This window comes from Nitrobacter vulgaris (assembly GCF_031453995.1).
GTDB lineage: Bacteria > Pseudomonadota > Alphaproteobacteria > Rhizobiales > Xanthobacteraceae > Nitrobacter > Nitrobacter vulgaris.
Genome location: NZ_JAVDPZ010000038.1, coordinates 1 through 15,162, shown reverse-complemented (window position 1 = coordinate 15,162; position 15,162 = coordinate 1). Strand labels below are relative to the sequence as shown.

The following is a 15,162-nucleotide window of genomic DNA, read 5'->3' as shown; positions in this document are numbered from 1 at the left end:
CCGATGGCGGCACGCGCTTCGAAAACGGTCATCTACGCCGCGCTCTTGGGCAACACGCTGATCGCGCTCAGCAAGTACGGCGCTGCCTGGCTCACCGGAAGCGCCGCCATGCTAAGCGAGGCCGTTCACTCGACCGTCGACACCGGCAACCAAGCGCTCCTCCTTTACGGCCTCAAGCGCGCGGCAAGGCCGGCCGACGCGGAGCATCCGTTCGGGCATGGTCTCCAGCTCTATTTTTGGGTCTTCGTCGTCGCTGTGCTGATCTTCGGGATCGGAGCCGGTTTGTCACTGTACCACGGCATCGAAAAGGTGCGGCACCCACAACCAATCGAGAACGTCTATGTGAGCTACATCGTTCTCGGGCTGGCGATAGTTTTCGAGGGTTGCGTTTGGGTCGTGGCGTTCCGTGAGTTCCGACGATCGCAGGGAAATTTCGGCTGGGTTTCGGCGATACGGCGCAGCAAGGATCCGGTGGTATTCACGGTGTTGCTGGAGGACAGCGCGGCGATGCTCGGCCTCGCCGCCGCCATGGCCGGGGTCTTCCTGTCGCAGGCGCTCGATCTGCCGGTTCTCGACGGCGTCGCTTCCATTATAATCGGTTTGATCCTGGCCATTACCGCTGCCTTTCTCGCCTACGAAGCCCAGAGCCTGCTCACCGGCGAAGCGATGGCTCCAGAAGAGCGCGCCGAAATCCGACGGATCGCTGCCCTTGAACCCGGCGTGGTGGGCATCAACGAGATGCTGACCATGCATTTCGGGCCACGCGAGGTGCTGATCACGCTGAGTCTCGAATTCTCCGAACAGCTTTCCGCAATTGACGTCCAGAACGCGGTAAGCTCTATCGAGCGGCGCATCCGAACGGCCCACCCGGAAGTCTCGCGGGTATTTGTCGAATCTCAGAGCCTTCTTGCACACCGCACTGCGGCCCTCGCCCGTCTCCCGCAAACCGCGGACGCCCGGAGCCAAAATCTCGCCGAAGCTCCATCGGAAACCGCTACGAAGCAAAGGCTGCAATGAATTCGAAAACCCTTGGGCAACAGGTAGCTATAGTCACCGGCGCGTCGTCCGGAATCGGGCGGGCAACCGCGATTGCGCTCGCGACGGCGGGCGCAACGGTCGTTGTGAACCATCTCACATCAGAGGACTCTTGCACTCAAGCTGAAACGGTCGTCCGAGAGATCGAAGACGCCGGGGGGTGCGCCATCGCGATCGCCGCGGACATCAGCAGCGAAGATCAGGTTGAAGCCATGTTCGCCGAGACGCTCAATCGGTTCGGCAAGCTTGACATCCTGATCAACAATGCCGGTATCGAGCGGCCCGCACCAATTCAGGACATGACGCTTGCTGATTGGCAAGCGGTGATCGACGTCAATCTTACGGGGCAGTTCTTATGCTCTCGTGCAGCGGTGCGCGCATTCCTGAACCATAAAAACAGCGAGCGGACTTCCGGCGCCATCGGCACGATCATCTTCGTGAGTTCGGTACACGCGATCATTCCCTGGGCCTTTCAGACAAACTATGCGGCCTCGAAGGGGGGCGTCTCTCTCCTTATGCGATCGCTCGCCCAAGAGCTGGCACCGATGAAGATTCGGGTGAACTCGGTGGCGCCCGGTGCGATCCGAACGCCGATCAACCACGAGGCTTGGGCGAACGACGAGAAAATGGCCGAACTTCTGAAGCTCATTCCCTATGGGCGCATCGGCGAGCCAGAGGATATCGGCCGGGCCATCGTCTGGCTTGCGTCCGACGCGTCCGACTATGTCACGGGTACAGCCCTCGTCATCGACGGCGGTATGACGCTCTATCCCGCCTTCCGTGGCGAAGGCTAAGATAAAGAGGAAGTGCCAGCATGTCGAAGCCTATCGAGGACTATGGCATCATCGGCAACATGATCTCCGCAGCGCTTGTAAGCCGCGACGGTTCGATCGACTGGCTTTGCCTGCCGCGCTTCGACTCCGCTGCGTGCTTTGCTGCCCTGCTGGGCGGTCCCAAGCATGGCCGCTGGCTTTTGACGCCGGCGGATCCCGCTTGCCGTATCAGCCGGCGCTACGTCCCCGGAACCGCGGTGCTTGAGACGCGATTCGAGACTGCGACAGGGGTCTGCACACTTACTGATTTCATGCCTCTTACCGACGATGAAGAGAAAGTCGACGTTGTACGCATCGTGCGTGGCGTATCGGGCGAGGTGGCGATGAGCATGGAACTGATCCTCCGTTTTAACTACGGGCAGGCCGTTCCCTGGGTGCGGCGCCGCGATTACGGCCTAAGCGCCGTCGCAGGCCCGGACGCGGTCGAGTTGCACACGGCCGTCGCATTGGAAGGCCGAGACATGACGAGCACGGCTCGCTTCACTGCTCGGCAAAACGAAGAGGTGCCTTTCACGCTCTCCTATCATCGTTCCCACAAGATGCCGCACTTCGTGCCGGATCGTTCTGAGACTATGGACCGCACGATCTCGTGGTGGCAAGAATGGTCGAAACGATGCCGCTTTGACATCAAGCATCACGTATGGCGCGATGCGGTCATTCGCTCCCTCATCACGCTTAAATTGCTGACGTTCGGACCGACTGGGGGCATCGTGGCTGCACCGACGACGTCGCTTCCGGAAGCGATCGGCGGCAGCCGCAACTGGGATTATCGCTATTGTTGGCTGCGGGATTCAGCCCTCACTCTGTACGCGCTGTTGAACGCGGGTTATCGGGAGGAAGCTGAGGCCTGGCGGCAATGGCTTTTGCGGGCTGCTGCCGGGCGTCCTGAGCAGCTCCACATCATGTATGGCATTGCTGGCGAACGCTGGCTGCCAGAGAATGAGGTGACTTGGCTGCCGGGCTATGAGGAGAGTTCCCCGGTCAGGATCGGCAACGAAGCAGTTGGCCAGATGCAGCTCGACGTCTATGGCGAACTGATCGAAACTTTGCATGCCGCGCGGGAAGCTGAACTGGCGCCGCTGGCAGAAGCCTGGCGCTTGCAAAACGTCCTTCTCGATCATCTTGAGACGGTCTGGCGAAAGCCGGACAACGGCATATGGGAAGTACGGGGAGAACCGCGAGCCTTCACCCATTCCCGGCTCATGTGCTGGGTCGCCTTCGACCGCGCTATCAAGTCCGCCGAGCATTTCGGTCTGGAGGGTCCGGTTGATGGCTGGCGGGAAACTCGCGACACGATCCACGCTGATATTTGCGAAAACGGCTTTGACCCCAATCGCAATAGCTTCACGCAGCACTATGGCGGCAAGGCTCTGGATGCGAGCCTCCTCCTCATCCCTCAGGTCGGCTTCCTGCCTGCCGACGACCCGCGCGTGGTCGGCACGATCACGGCCATCGAGCAGGACCTCATCAGCAATGGGTTCGTGCTGCGATATTCGACAGATCAGGTCGATGATGGGATCGGCGGCGAAGAAGGCGCCTTCCTCGCCTGCAGCTTTTGGCTGGCCGACGCCTATGTGATGCTCGGACGGATCGATGATGCCTCAAAACTCTTCGAGAGCCTTCTGGCCGTGCGCAACGATCTCGGGCTGCTCGCGGAAGAATACGATCCCATTCGAAGGCGGCTCGTGGGCAACTTTCCGCAAGGCTTCTCACATATCGGGCTCATCAATACGGCCTTCAACCTGATTGACGCGAGCGGCCCGGCGCAGCAGCGCTCTCAGAGGGTCGCCCCGACGGGTGGCAAAACGCGGTGAACGATTCCAAAGACCCATTAATCTTTGACCAGCGTTTGTAGCGATGGTGGCGCGCCTTTATGGGACCTCCAAAATCTAGCTTTCATCCGGAACCATACGTGGGATCTTTCATTGCCCTGCCGTTCGCCACAGTGCGATCGATCAATGCTCCATTGGAGCAAACATTACTGAAGGAGGACACGATGAAAATCATGTTGGCGGCAGTTGCCTTCTTGGCAATGTCCATATCGCCAGTTCTGGCCCAATCCGCATTTAATCCCCACGGCGAGAAGAGTGCTGCCGATACCGGTGCTAATTCAGGGAAGAACGCAGTTCAGAAGATCAAGCAGCAGCTAGAGAAAGCAGGTTTCTCCGATATCAAGTTCCTAGCTAAAACCTTCGTAGTTCAGGCGAAGTCAGAAGACGGCGACCCGGTTCTGATGACGTTTGGACCACATGGCCAGTCCGTTTCTGAGGCAATCAGTCCCGACAATCCCGCGACCGAGCCAGGTTCTACGATGGGTTCTTCGTCGAATTAGCAGCCCTTCCCTCGGCTCTCAAAACGGTCGCGTTGAGAGATTTTGAAACAGGTCGGTTCTTCTAGGATATCAATGACACGGACGCGGGTAAGAGCAACAAAGAGCGTTACTGGGAACGGGTTGACGGCCTCCTTCGAACACCCTGCCCGCCGGTGTGTGCGTGACCGGCGCCTGCGATGGCAGCAATGATGCTGCTCACGGAGACGTCACGCGTCGAGGGAGGTTGTCGGTGGGCGGGGTACGAAAAAGGCGGGGTGCAACAAACCGTCAGAAAGGCTTCACGATGCGACAATTCTTGCTTGCTGCTTCGCTCATGATCGCGATGAGCGCGCCCGCGCAAGCTGAGATCACGCTCACGAGGGTGGAAAACGAGGGTGGTGTGTTGGTCGTGCGAGGCGAAACGTCGCGACGCAACCAGCTTGTCACCGTTGATGGGCGATACCGTACCCGCACTGATCGTTACAAAGAATTCCGCTTTCGCATCCGCTATCTGCCACGTGATTGCTCTATAAAGATTCGAGCCGGACAAGAGGAGCGCCCGGCCAGGATCGCAAATTGTGACATGGTTCTCCCGCTGAGGCACCCCTAATCCGCTTTGTACAAACGAAAGGCGCGCAGATGCGGGTGGTCCGCCAGCCACTGCTCAAAGGACGAGGAATGCCGGGTGGTCTGCGCCGCGGGCGAATTTACCGTCAACGCCTATTGCCGGGAGCCGACGCACAGATTTTGAACGAGCGTGCAATCGGCTATACGGCGCCGACCAGCAGCCAAGTTGTCGCGTACTGTCTGGCGCCAAGCAAGAAATGAACTCGCTTGTCTTGCGCATTTCTCGAGAATGACGGATCCCAGTCCGAAAGACGTGGGCGATCGAAGACGACTCAACGGCTTTCTCACTGTCGCGGCTAAGCAGCGTGGGTTTTAAGGGTCGGTCTTAAAACTTGTCTTTGCTTTACGGCGGGTCGTCAGGATCGGGCTGCGGGCGTCAAGCCTTCAGAGCCGTCTTTAGTCAGCGTCATTTTATAGCAATCTATCCAGACCTGTTGTTTCGGTCACATCCAACTGCCTTATAGCAGCTGCGGCATATCCATCCGTCTTGGAGACGTGTTCGCGGGGTGCCGTTGTGCGACCACGAAGGCTGCGCAGCTCCACGATCAGACCGGGATTGCATGCGCTCACGAAGCTCGGATCGACGACCCGCACAGCTCCTTGTGGCTGTAGCAGCGTGATGCGCTCACGTTGCGACTCATAGACAATCCAGAGCTCCGGCATGTGTCTTGTTCAGGTTCTTAAATCTTTCTTGATCTCGGAGCTTGTTACAACAGATGGCGCGTCATCTTTTACTCTCCGCTAACCGTTGAAAGGCAGGAAGTCAGCCCTCTCCATCAAAGGGGGACCATGCGGAACCATGACGCTTGCTGTTCGTTTGCCACGAGTAACGACGGAGATTCCTATGCTCAAATGGGCGTTGATTTTCTTTATTATATCAGTGGTAGCGGGTTTTTTCGGCTTCTCCCGAGCGTCGGCTGGCGCTGCGACAATCGCAAAATGGCTTTTCTTCGCGGCCTTGGCGCTATTCGCAATTTTCCTCGTGCTGGGGCTGTTGGCGGGTGAAGTCCTGTTCTAGCTGCCCGTCTCCGCCCGAGAGCGGCGTCTTTAACAGCATGGTGGGCTCTCGACGTCATGCTAAAGGAGAAAGCTCATGAATCATCGCCAGCTGACGGCAATCGGAACTGCCCTCGCAATCTCGTCGATCTCGACACTCGCGTTGGCCCAGACAACAGCTCCATCACCCACCCCGAACGCCACGACGAGTGCGTCGGATAACAATGCCGCAAATTCTGGCACAACGGCGGGAGGCTTGCGGATCGCCGACAGAGCTACCGTTGCTGTTCGGTTCGTAACCGTGAAGCCGGTTGACATCATGTCGTCCAAGCTGGTCGGCATCAATGTCTATAACAATCAGAACGAAACGCTGGGCGAGATTAAAGATCTGGTTATTGATAACGGAAAGACGATCACTGGATTGATAGTGGGCGTGGGCGGCTTTATCGGTATGGGCGAAAGCTACGTCGTGCTCGATCCGTCCACGGTGGTCCTCAGTAAGAAAGATAACACGTGGAAGGCCTTCGTGGACACCAGCAAAGACAATCTAAAGAGTGCGCCGAAGTTCGATTATAGCAAGAAATAGACCTAATTCTGCGACCTTGTCATTGGACAACGCGAAGCGGAGGGAAGGTGTCGATCGGCCCTGATCGACCCTTCCTGATGACCGATGCGCCTTACGGAACACCCCGAGGCGAGACGATCAGGCGACCTCAAGCATCGGATCAAGGACAGACTTCTCGTGGTCGGCCGCCGACCAACAATTCGTCTGCTTTTAAATAAGTTTGAATCCGAGAGTGAGCGGCCCGGAGAGCTATCGTTGGTCAGCGCGAATACCTATTTCAGGCTTTCTCCGTTGCACAAAGTTAATTTCACATTTGGAACGCTGCGACAGCATTCACGTTCGAGTAGAGAGAATCGTTCTTCGGAGGTATCATGAACAAACGGAAAGCTGCCGCACGCGGACTGTTCGTTGTGCTTCTGCTCTCTAGCCTAACGGCTGTGCGAGCCGAAACTAATTCTTCGAAGGATGAGAAGGCACAGCTCGCGCAAATGCTTTACGACGGAGTGCGCGCTTCGCAACTGCTGGGCAGCAGCGTTGTCTCTAAGACCGGCCAGCATCTTGGCAAGATCCGCAATATCGTGCTCGCGGACGATGGGACTGTGAGGGGCTTCATAGCCGAGCAGACCGGCGACGGTGCCAGGCCAGAATTTGTGTTCCGTCTCCCGTGGGAACAAGTCGTCCTTCCCATTCGCCCCGGCAACCTTGTTGCTGACCTGGACTCATCACACATGTTCGGGTTGTTTCCTTCAGCCAAGGACGATCACGACAACAGGAAACCTGATCTTCTCGTCACCGAAATAATCGGTGACTATGCTCGTCTTCAAACGGGTCGTGGGTACGGCTATGTCAACGACGTCGTTTTGACGCCTGAAGGCCGCATGCTTGCGGTGTTAGTCACGCGCGACACCGCTGAGGGTGGAGGAACGTTTGCATTTGCTTACCCCGGGCGTACAGGGCGGTGGAGCCCAGACTGGAGTTATTACGGGCTTGCTTTTATAACAAGTGATCAGGCTAACGGCGCAGGATTGAAGGTGGACTCTCGCAAGTTCAAGCTATCGGGCTCGGGCTAACTTAGCCCCGGAAGAAACGGTCAAACGGCGACAAGCACGTGCGAGGAAACTGGGGGTTCTGAAGAGGAAATCTGACCGATACTCGGCCGAGAAGAAGATCCTACGTGCTGCGTGGCAATAAGAGCATCTCTGAGTTTGCCGCCGCCATGCTCGCTGGGCGAATTCGGCATCCTGCGGGTTCTATATGATTGTAACGGCGGGTCCGAAGCGCTGGCCGACTATCGCCTCAACGATTAAACCGCTTCTGGAATCGGATCTCGGAGAATGTCCGCGGCCAGATCATCGAGCGGCCGAAGCTATCCCGTGAACCGGCGTTGCGCGACAAAACCGACGCTCCCTTTCGAAAAGTTCCTCAATCTGTCAACGGTGCCGAGGGTACACAGCAAAAAGCAGTGTCAATCTGGAGCGGACTCCTTCTTACGCCAAGGCCACCAAAGCACAACACCAACTCCAAGCGCCACGGACAAAATTAGAACTACGAGCAATGCGGAAGCCTTAATCCACGCAATCACCGGAACGCTCAGGGCCATCACGAGTCCGAGAAGACAGATCTGCCAAGAAGCCACATGGATGCCAGCGGTAACGGTACCGAGCGCTAACAAGGTAAAGATGGCAATCCCAGTTACGCTGGCATTGAGGATTCTCTGAGCGCTAGGCAACAGAATCATATTCATCACGAGCAGAAATGCGGACCAATGCAGTACCTGCGTCGAAATTAAACGCAATCGCGTTTCTTTGTCGTTCGTGTTCTGCCATCCGGTGGCGATACACATCACTCCAATCAATAGCGCCAAGAATTCCCAATAGATAACAATCGGCTGATTTGAGAAGCTCGTATACGCGACGCCGATGAGGGTCAAAACGAGAATCAGACTATAGGGTAGTTCTTTGACCCAAATACTTGTCTTTCGTGGCTCAACCGTTTCAATTTGTGGATCTGCTGGCGGCACCTGGTCACGGCTCGCTTCTGCGTGATTGGCCTCTACTCCGGATAGAAGGTCATCGCCCATAATTGATCACCTGAGGATCGGCAATAGCCGCGCTTCAATGGGGTTTGTATCTCCGGTCACCCGGTAGCTTACGTGCCTTAGGCACAATCTGACTTCCGTTCAGGGACTCGAACGGCACAAGGATTTTCTCCGACGGATATTCAACTGGAATGTCTGTTCGCAGTTCCTTGACCGGTGGAAGAGGCGTTGTCTTATTAAATGCCTCTGCCCCCAGTCTGGCGCTCCAATGATTGCTTCGAGCCGCAACAATTGAGCCGCTATAAATTCTAGGGCGACCAGCTGAATGATGGCTCGCTTAGTGACCGAAGTTCTGTAGAAGTGGAAATCTGGAGTGAGAGCGGCCATCACAATGAGGTCGCAGCCTTTCTCCTTTGCGGTAGTTACGATGGCCACGTCGGGGTCATGCTGAATGAGCTGTAGCGTTTCGCACTCCACAATCCACAAAGTATGCTGAACGCAGGTGCTAATGGCTCAACTCTGGCGGAGCGATTGAATGATTGATTCGTGGCGTCTATCAGCGCTACCTGAAAATGCCAGAGATGGCTGCTTTGATGCAGCGATCGCGTTCAGCGCGATGACCATTATTCCGCTGAAAGTACAAGGTCGGTCCGGATCGCGCCGTCGACCTGCCGTGCTTCAAGTTCGGCGGGGTCGTTGATCCGAGCGACTTCCTTGATCGCCATTTCACCTTTAAGCAACTTGATAATCTTTTCGGCGCCCTCGAAGTTGATAGAGGCCGCCAAGCATCAAGATCGGCGTCAGTGCCCATTTTAGCGAATGCGCTTAGCAGCAAAGCGGCTGGCAGGATAAACAGCAGCTTGTTACGAACAGAACCGATCGCGATCTTGGCGATAATCGGCGACTCGCGCTCGGACGGCAGGCCTATGACATACCCTGCGTGACCGCAGCGTCATCGATCACCACGTCTACCGTCTTGCAGCCGGCCCGTATGGCGGCAGCCGTGAGGTCGTCGGCCGATGCTGCTGCAAGCCGTGCCAGCGCGGCCACATCATCTAGCATCGCTACCAGACCGCCTGCCATACTTCTCCTGTTACTCGCCTCCCAGACCAAATCGCTCAGCAGATTCTACGCCGACGCGCGTTAGGAGCCGTCCATCGTCATCGCAACTAATATACGTTGGGTTTTCTGGGTCCGGCAACCTACCGTGACGCATACGAAGCCGTTAGATCGTTGCTCGGCACTAGCATTGGACTTTGATCGCGCAATCGGAACACGCTTAGTCAATCGTCACAGCTAATGTCGGTACCGGCTTCAGCCACGAAACGCTCAAGGAACTGCAGGGCAACTCGTCAATCGCGAAAACTGCGAAGTCGCCCTTCCGCAAAAATGTAAAGGATGAAGCCGTCAAAACGGGGTGAAACGTCACTCATCGCCGAAATCAAGTTCACCGAGTGGACAAGCTCCCGCGAATTTGTGGCATCCCGTCTATCTTGGACTTCGCGCCGATAAGCAAGCAAAGACGTCGTACGCGAACGGCGACGGCCCCACGGCTGATCATCATCTTTCATTTGCGCTTCAGGACGCTAAGACGCCCATCACCTTCTAGCTTAGCCAGCCTGATATCCGCATAATCTTCGACGTCATGTTCGCGCAGTTGCGCTTTCAACTCATCCTCCGTGATCATTTCTTTGCGCAGGTTCTGAGGAATAAGGCGTCCATCACGAATAAGAGTAAGGCTCGGCGGGGTAAGGTATGGCCGCGACCAGGGAAATCGCCAGGAAATCCAGTCCAGCAAATATTCCCAGGCAACGATTGTGAGAACGAGTGTGAGGCCTTCAGTGACGGAGCCATAATCTTTCCCGAGGCCGTTTTGCGCGGCATCGGCGATCAGCACGATGACAAGAAGGTCAGCGGGTCCGAAATGACCCGCCTGACGCCGTGCCATGACGCGCAGGATAATAAATAACCCAAGGTACATAAGGCTGCCACGAACGATTACTTCCGCAAGCCCTATTGCCGGAACGAAGACGGAATTCCAGTCAATCGATGAACCCATAGGCCGCTCCCAAACAGTATTAGCGTCAGTATATGACGCCCGCGAAATCCAGAGGTCCGCCGGATTTTGTGGAAAAGTGGAGGAAGCGCGCGCAGCCCTCTATTCCTTGATCGGGTCAAGCGGTCCGATGGCAGGAGCATTGATCGGACATCCATCCACGTTGAACATCGAGCCGTGACAGGGGCAATCCCAACACGTCTCGAAACTGTTGAAGTGTAGGTGGCAGCCGATATGGCTGCAGGACGCGGAGTTGAGATGCAGGCCGCCATCAGAGTCGCGGTACGCGGCAAGCTTTTCGAGGCCGCGCCGGACGATCGCGCCATGCCCGGGTTTAAGCTCGTCGAGTGAGCCAATTTCTCCCGGCGCAACGTATTCAGCAAAGTTTTTGATCGCTGTTGTATTTTCCACAACAAAATTCTTTGCCGCTTTGAGCGGAATTCGGCCGGGCGCATACAGATCCTTCCACGGATGGTCTTCGCCGAGAATAAGACCTGTATTAAGCATCGCGCCCATAACGCCATGGGTTAATCCCTGGCCTGAGTCGCCCATCGCGACATAAATATTGCTGCCCCCGGGATCGCGGCCGATAAAGCCAGCATAATCAACTGTTTCCAGCACCTGCCCGGACCAGCGGTGGGTCTCTTTCCCCAGCGCCGAGATCAGGCTGCGCGCCCAAGCCTCAAGCTTTCCAAAGCGAATGTCAGCATCATCTGCCGTTGCGCTCTTATGGTCTTCTCCGCCGATCAACACATAATCGGTTTGTCCTGGGCCCGGCTGAAGCCGTACGTAATGATAAGGCTCTTCCGTGTCCCAGTAGAGCGCATCGGGCAACGCTCCGCGTTCAATTTCAAACGCCATGACATAGGTTCTATACGGCGCGGTCTTAGTGTGAATGGCGAAGCGGTCGGAGATCGATGAGTTGGTGGCGACAACTGCGTACTTTACCCGAATAGCGCCACGGGCCACCTTAAGCGTGACGATGCCCTCTTCCTCACCGACTTCTTCAACCGGACTGTTCGCAAAAAAGGTAACGCCCTTCTCTTGACAGGCCTTCGCGACCCCCGCGAGGTATTTCAGTGGGTGGAAAGCCGCCTGCCTTGCATAGCGTAGCACCTGACGGCTTTCGCATCCGTTGAACGGCAAACCCGTGAGCGGGTCCACTGGCGCTCCGACCGCGCGGACCGCGTCGAGCTCCTTTTCAATGATGTCAGCAGGCATGTCGCGGCCCTGGAACAGGTAGCCATCCAGCCTACGGAAATCGCAGTCGATGTTCTCATTTTTCTGAATCTCTTCGATACGGTCCACAGCTGCTGCCTGGCTGTCGTAGAAGAGCTTTGTGGCTTCGAGCCCCTTGATACTGACCATCTCGCTTACGAGATCGTCGCATAAAGGCGCCAGGTGCGCGGATGTCCGGGACGTCATACCACCCGCTATGCGCCCGCGGTCGATCACAATAACCGACTTACCGCGCTTGCAAAGTTCGTAGGCGGTTGAGATGCCGGCAATCCCTGACCCTATGACGGCAACATCGCACTCTGCCTCCCCAACCAGCGATTCGGCGGTGGGCATTACGTCAACATCCATCCATATCGAGGTGCTGGTCATGCAAACTCCCAAACGCTGAAAACGCCCGCTCTCCCGTCAGAGTTCCAGTAGAAAATCTATCCTTCTCAGGTACCGTCGAACGGTCGAGCCGAAGAAGGAAGGAGCGGCATTTATCCCGATGGTTCTCGACCCATCCGATGCCGCGGCAGATTGGGCGTTGTCCCTCATGGCGGCGCGTCCCGCGTCATGCACTTGGGCTTTTGTTCTTTCAGCAGCTCATTGGCTCCTTATCTCCCGGCCTTTCGGGAAGCCGGCCTGCTGCTATAGGTCGTAGGCGCGGCTCGATCTGCTCTTCGAGAGGCTCGCTAGTGTGCGCGCTCCCGACGGTGCACAGTCCCGGGAGGCGTCTTGAGGGAGACGGCGCGGAACCGTGCAGGGCCTTGGTCGACCGGGGATATGATCCGCGATGAAGCGGGCCAGTTCCGTTAATGCGGCTGCGGCGCTCCCAGGGACTTACACGGGACGCTTCCGCAGCGCGCCCTCGGCGAGCGCATTCAAAAATCAGAGAGAGCGAGTCGTTTATGCGCTGTCGTCGGAACCATATCGCTTTCCTCAGTCCCAGCCGACCCAAATGAGCTTGAGGCCAGCATGCTGAATTTGGCAGTCACTGCCAGAGATGCCATGCCGAGCGGGTGGGAGGCTAACTCTCGAACTGGAAATAACCCACATGAGTTACGTGTTAAGCCATCGCGAGGTCGGGCCTGGCAATACGTCGTGATTGCTGTCACGGACACCGGGGCTGGCATGGACGCCGAGACCCATAGCTCAAGCGTTCGAACCATTTTGCCACTAAGCCGTGGGTAAAGGCACCGGTCTTGGACTGAACCAAGTTTATGGATTCGTCAACAATCCGGCTGGCACGTGAAAATCTATTCGGAAGTTGGACAGGACGGTAGCGTGAAGAAGCGCGACAAGTCTTCGACCGTTTCCGTGGAGCGGTGAAAGGCTCAAGGTCTCAGAATACGAACTGGGGTGCGCATCGCGAAGGCATCGTACTCGGCGCCGAGATCCAATCCGGCGAGGTCGGTTTTCTCTACCATGCCGTGAATCAGGCGCATGTTGTTGTTGAGATACCAGTTAAGGCGACGGTGACATTCTCCTGCTGTGGCGCTTGTGCCGTCTGATCGTGGGGAATTGAACCGCCGCGGTAGTCTGAAAAGCAACGGCCCCACTGCTGGAAACAGTAGGACCGGGAAACTCATAGAGCGCGCTTGGCAATGATGCACATCCGCGTCAGATCGATCACCTATCTCGCCAACTCTGAGCGGCTCTTGCTGCCGGCCATATTTCGGACGGCGTGGCGCAGGGCCTTGCCGAGCTTCTCCACCAGCGCCGCCAGCCGGCTATGGAGGCGCAGGGTGTCCTTTTCCCGCTCCCTAAGTCATCAAACCGCTGCGGATCGCAAACGTGTCTGGACGGCCTTCCCTGCCCGCGTAGAGCAGCGTTCTCCAGATCGTCAGGCGTCGATCGAGCGCCGGCGTCGGCTTGCCGCTTCCGGACCTCTCTTTCGCCGGCGATGGCGGCCCGCTTCACGGTATCTGAACTGTCAATGTGATCGAAAAATGACCCCCATCGGCATCGCGGGAACCCCTTCAGCCCATTGATTTCGTTGAGTTGGAATGATGGGACCCCTTGCCGATCATGGTCGAGACCCCGCGCCGAAACACAATCAGCACTGTGTCGACGACGCGGCACATCTCGATGAGTTGCTGCCAGTCGCGGCTGTTGCGGGCAAAGCGCGACACCTCCCGCGCCGCGACCGCACCGACCTTGCCAAGGCAGACTTCCGCGACCATCCGGTCGAAACCGGCACGCGCGACACCGCCAGTGGCAGATCGGCTGAGATCGTCATCGACAGTCTCGACATGAGACCAGCCGAGCGCCGTAAGACGGTCGCGCATCGGCATATTGAAGCGTGCCGCTCTCGCGATTGTGCAGGACCTGATGAGCCGACGACTGCCGCACATACAGGATTGCCTTCCGCTCCAGATGATGCGGCCTGATCTTCTCATGCATCATGATCAGCGCGCCCCTGTTGCCCGGTGTGATCGCCATCGACGTAGTTGAGAATCAGACGAACCATCAGCCTGGTCAGCCGCCGGCGTGTCTCTTCCGGCAGTGCTTGCCACGCCGGTACACGAGCCGTCTTTACAACTGGCGGATTGGAGAACAGATCGAACTGGTATATCGTGGGCTTGCGCAACATGGAGAGCTCCCCGATTCGTGCCGTGAGAGTTCAGTGCTGCGCTCATTCCGTGCGATCGCGAGGAAGTGCTGGTATCTTGCAGAAGCGTCGCCAAGGCGCCAAGCACGGCAAGATCCATCTCTGGTACAGTCGCGGCGCGCCAGCTCGCGCTGACCCCGCGGTCGAACATCTATGCCGGAACCTCCAGCCATCGGTCCGATACGAGGCCGGAAAGGCTACAGCGGAAAACCGCTGCGCCACCCTTCGATTACTTCATGAATATGGACCTGAAGCCCGGTCAAAGGATGCCACGGATAAAGAACTTCGCGCTCAACACCAATCCCGTGGGCGTTCCGTTGTCGAGTTGTACAACACCAAGCGACCAAACTCATCGCTCGGCACAAACCCGCAGCCGAGTTCCGCCACACTACAGGTGTTCGTCCGTCAGCTCCCGCGCTCACGGAACGGACAAATCACTTCACCCGCACGTTCGCGAAGGAAATTTGGCCGGTGTGCGTTTGCAGGCCGATGAACCCCGAGTCCGCATCGACGCTCGGCGGGTTGCCGCGGAAGACGTCGACCGCTTTGCGCTTGAAGCGCGTCGCTTCCACTCCGTTTAACCGGACAATGTAGAGGTTGCCGCTCACCTCAATCTCGTATTGGTGCCACGTCTCCTGCGCAAGCTTCTGCGTGTTCTCGTAATCCTGCTGACCCTCGGCGGTGCCGAAGTCTTTGATTTTGTAGATCGCGCCTGTGCGGTTGTAGAGGAACCCGTCGCCTTCGCCAATGCTCTTGTCGCCGCGGGCTTCCTCATCGATTTGCACTTCAAAGCCCGTGTTCACCGCAACGAAGGCCTGGTTGTTGTAGAGGTCGGAAATACCCGAACCGTCCGGGCGCGGCACGGGCTT

14 protein-coding genes and 1 pseudogene are annotated in these 15,162 nt (G+C 57.3%); 7 read left to right on the top strand and 8 right to left on the bottom strand.

The genetic code is table 11. The features are described from left to right. Positions 1-3 precede the first annotated feature (3 nt). The 7 genes from GGQ85_RS17525 to GGQ85_RS17495 all read left to right on the top strand — a co-directional run bounded on the left by GGQ85_RS17525 (position 4) and on the right by GGQ85_RS17495 (position 7,437). Entirely contained in the window at positions 4-1,017 is a 1,014-nt protein-coding gene (locus GGQ85_RS17525; protein ID WP_309775613.1) for a cation diffusion facilitator family transporter, read from the top strand. Beyond that, entirely contained in the window at positions 1,014-1,829 is an 816-nt protein-coding gene (locus GGQ85_RS17520) for a glucose 1-dehydrogenase (protein ID WP_309775612.1), read from the top strand. Before GGQ85_RS17525 ends, GGQ85_RS17520 begins: the two co-directional genes overlap by 4 nt. Positions 1,830-1,849: 20 nt before the next feature. Next, positions 1,850-3,682: a glycoside hydrolase family 15 protein gene (locus GGQ85_RS17515; protein WP_309775611.1), complete on the top strand. Its 1,833-nt coding sequence runs from the start codon at positions 1,850-1,852 to the stop codon at positions 3,680-3,682. Between the two features lie 98 nt (positions 3,683-3,780). Next, complete coding sequence (locus GGQ85_RS17510) at positions 3,781-4,200, top strand: hypothetical protein (protein WP_309775610.1); 420 nt, start codon at positions 3,781-3,783, stop codon at positions 4,198-4,200. A gap of 1,450 nt (positions 4,201-5,650) precedes the next feature. Next, positions 5,651-5,824 (top strand): DUF1328 domain-containing protein, encoded by a 174-nt coding sequence (locus GGQ85_RS17505; protein WP_309775609.1) that lies wholly within the window; start codon positions 5,651-5,653, stop codon positions 5,822-5,824. 75 nt (positions 5,825-5,899) lie between these two features. After that, positions 5,900-6,388 carry a PRC-barrel domain-containing protein gene (locus GGQ85_RS17500; RefSeq protein WP_309775608.1) on the top strand — a complete coding sequence of 163 codons (489 nt, stop codon included), beginning with the start codon at positions 5,900-5,902 and terminating at the stop codon, positions 6,386-6,388. A gap of 350 nt (positions 6,389-6,738) precedes the next feature. Beyond that, entirely contained in the window at positions 6,739-7,437 is a 699-nt protein-coding gene (locus tag GGQ85_RS17495; protein ID WP_309775607.1) for a PRC-barrel domain-containing protein, read from the top strand. A 395-nt stretch (positions 7,438-7,832) separates the two neighbouring features. On the opposite strand, the gene GGQ85_RS17490 is transcribed toward GGQ85_RS17495, so the two are convergent. The 8 genes and pseudogenes from GGQ85_RS17490 to GGQ85_RS17455 form a co-directional block, all read right to left on the bottom strand. Next, entirely contained in the window at positions 7,833-8,447 is a 615-nt protein-coding gene (locus tag GGQ85_RS17490) for a hypothetical protein (protein ID WP_309775606.1), read from the bottom strand. A gap of 581 nt (positions 8,448-9,028) precedes the next feature. Continuing rightward, entirely contained in the window at positions 9,029-9,190 is a 162-nt protein-coding gene (locus GGQ85_RS17485; RefSeq protein ID WP_309775605.1) for a DUF808 family protein, read from the bottom strand. A gap of 86 nt (positions 9,191-9,276) precedes the next feature. Continuing rightward, positions 9,277-9,467: pseudogene (locus GGQ85_RS17480) on the bottom strand (DUF808 family protein); the annotation flags it as partial. 505 nt (positions 9,468-9,972) lie between these two features. After that, positions 9,973-10,464 (bottom strand): DUF421 domain-containing protein, encoded by a 492-nt coding sequence (locus GGQ85_RS17475; protein WP_374708918.1) that lies wholly within the window; start codon positions 10,462-10,464, stop codon positions 9,973-9,975. 99 nt (positions 10,465-10,563) lie between these two features. Continuing rightward, on the bottom strand, positions 10,564-12,069 hold the full coding sequence (locus tag GGQ85_RS17470; protein ID WP_309775604.1) for an FAD-dependent oxidoreductase: 1,506 nt from the start codon (positions 12,067-12,069) through the stop codon (positions 10,564-10,566). 1,592 nt (positions 12,070-13,661) lie between these two features. Further along, positions 13,662-13,970, bottom strand: a complete 309-nt coding sequence (locus GGQ85_RS17465; RefSeq protein ID WP_309775603.1) for a recombinase family protein — start codon at positions 13,968-13,970, stop codon at positions 13,662-13,664. 107 nt (positions 13,971-14,077) lie between these two features. Continuing rightward, positions 14,078-14,275: a hypothetical protein gene (locus tag GGQ85_RS17460; protein ID WP_309775602.1), complete on the bottom strand. Its 198-nt coding sequence runs from the start codon at positions 14,273-14,275 to the stop codon at positions 14,078-14,080. A gap of 452 nt (positions 14,276-14,727) precedes the next feature. Beyond that, positions 14,728-15,162, bottom strand: a 435-nt coding sequence (locus tag GGQ85_RS17455) for a 3-keto-disaccharide hydrolase (RefSeq protein ID WP_309775601.1), incomplete at its 5' end; no start/stop codon positions are given.

Bases quoted from the DNA above. Each gene is read 5' to 3' on its own strand.
- GGQ85_RS17465 (WP_309775603.1), bottom strand. From the start codon at position 13,970: ATGCGCGACCGTCTTACGGCGCTCGGCTGGTCTCATGTCGAGACTGTC.
- GGQ85_RS17460 (WP_309775602.1), bottom strand. From the start codon at position 14,275: ATGTTGCGCAAGCCCACGATATACCAGTTCGATCTGTTCTCCAATCCG.
- GGQ85_RS17470 (WP_309775604.1), bottom strand. From the start codon at position 12,069: ATGACCAGCACCTCGATATGGATGGATGTTGACGTAATGCCCACCGCC.
- GGQ85_RS17500 (WP_309775608.1), top strand. From the start codon at position 5,900: ATGAATCATCGCCAGCTGACGGCAATCGGAACTGCCCTCGCAATCTCG.
- GGQ85_RS17490 (WP_309775606.1), bottom strand. From the start codon at position 8,447: ATGGGCGATGACCTTCTATCCGGAGTAGAGGCCAATCACGCAGAAGCG.
- GGQ85_RS17495 (WP_309775607.1), top strand. From the start codon at position 6,739: ATGAACAAACGGAAAGCTGCCGCACGCGGACTGTTCGTTGTGCTTCTG.
- GGQ85_RS17525 (WP_309775613.1), top strand. From the start codon at position 4: ATGGCGGCACGCGCTTCGAAAACGGTCATCTACGCCGCGCTCTTGGGC.
- GGQ85_RS17520 (WP_309775612.1), top strand. From the start codon at position 1,014: ATGAATTCGAAAACCCTTGGGCAACAGGTAGCTATAGTCACCGGCGCG.
- GGQ85_RS17475 (WP_374708918.1), bottom strand. From the start codon at position 10,464: ATGGGTTCATCGATTGACTGGAATTCCGTCTTCGTTCCGGCAATAGGG.
- GGQ85_RS17515 (WP_309775611.1), top strand. From the start codon at position 1,850: ATGTCGAAGCCTATCGAGGACTATGGCATCATCGGCAACATGATCTCC.
- GGQ85_RS17505 (WP_309775609.1), top strand. From the start codon at position 5,651: ATGCTCAAATGGGCGTTGATTTTCTTTATTATATCAGTGGTAGCGGGT.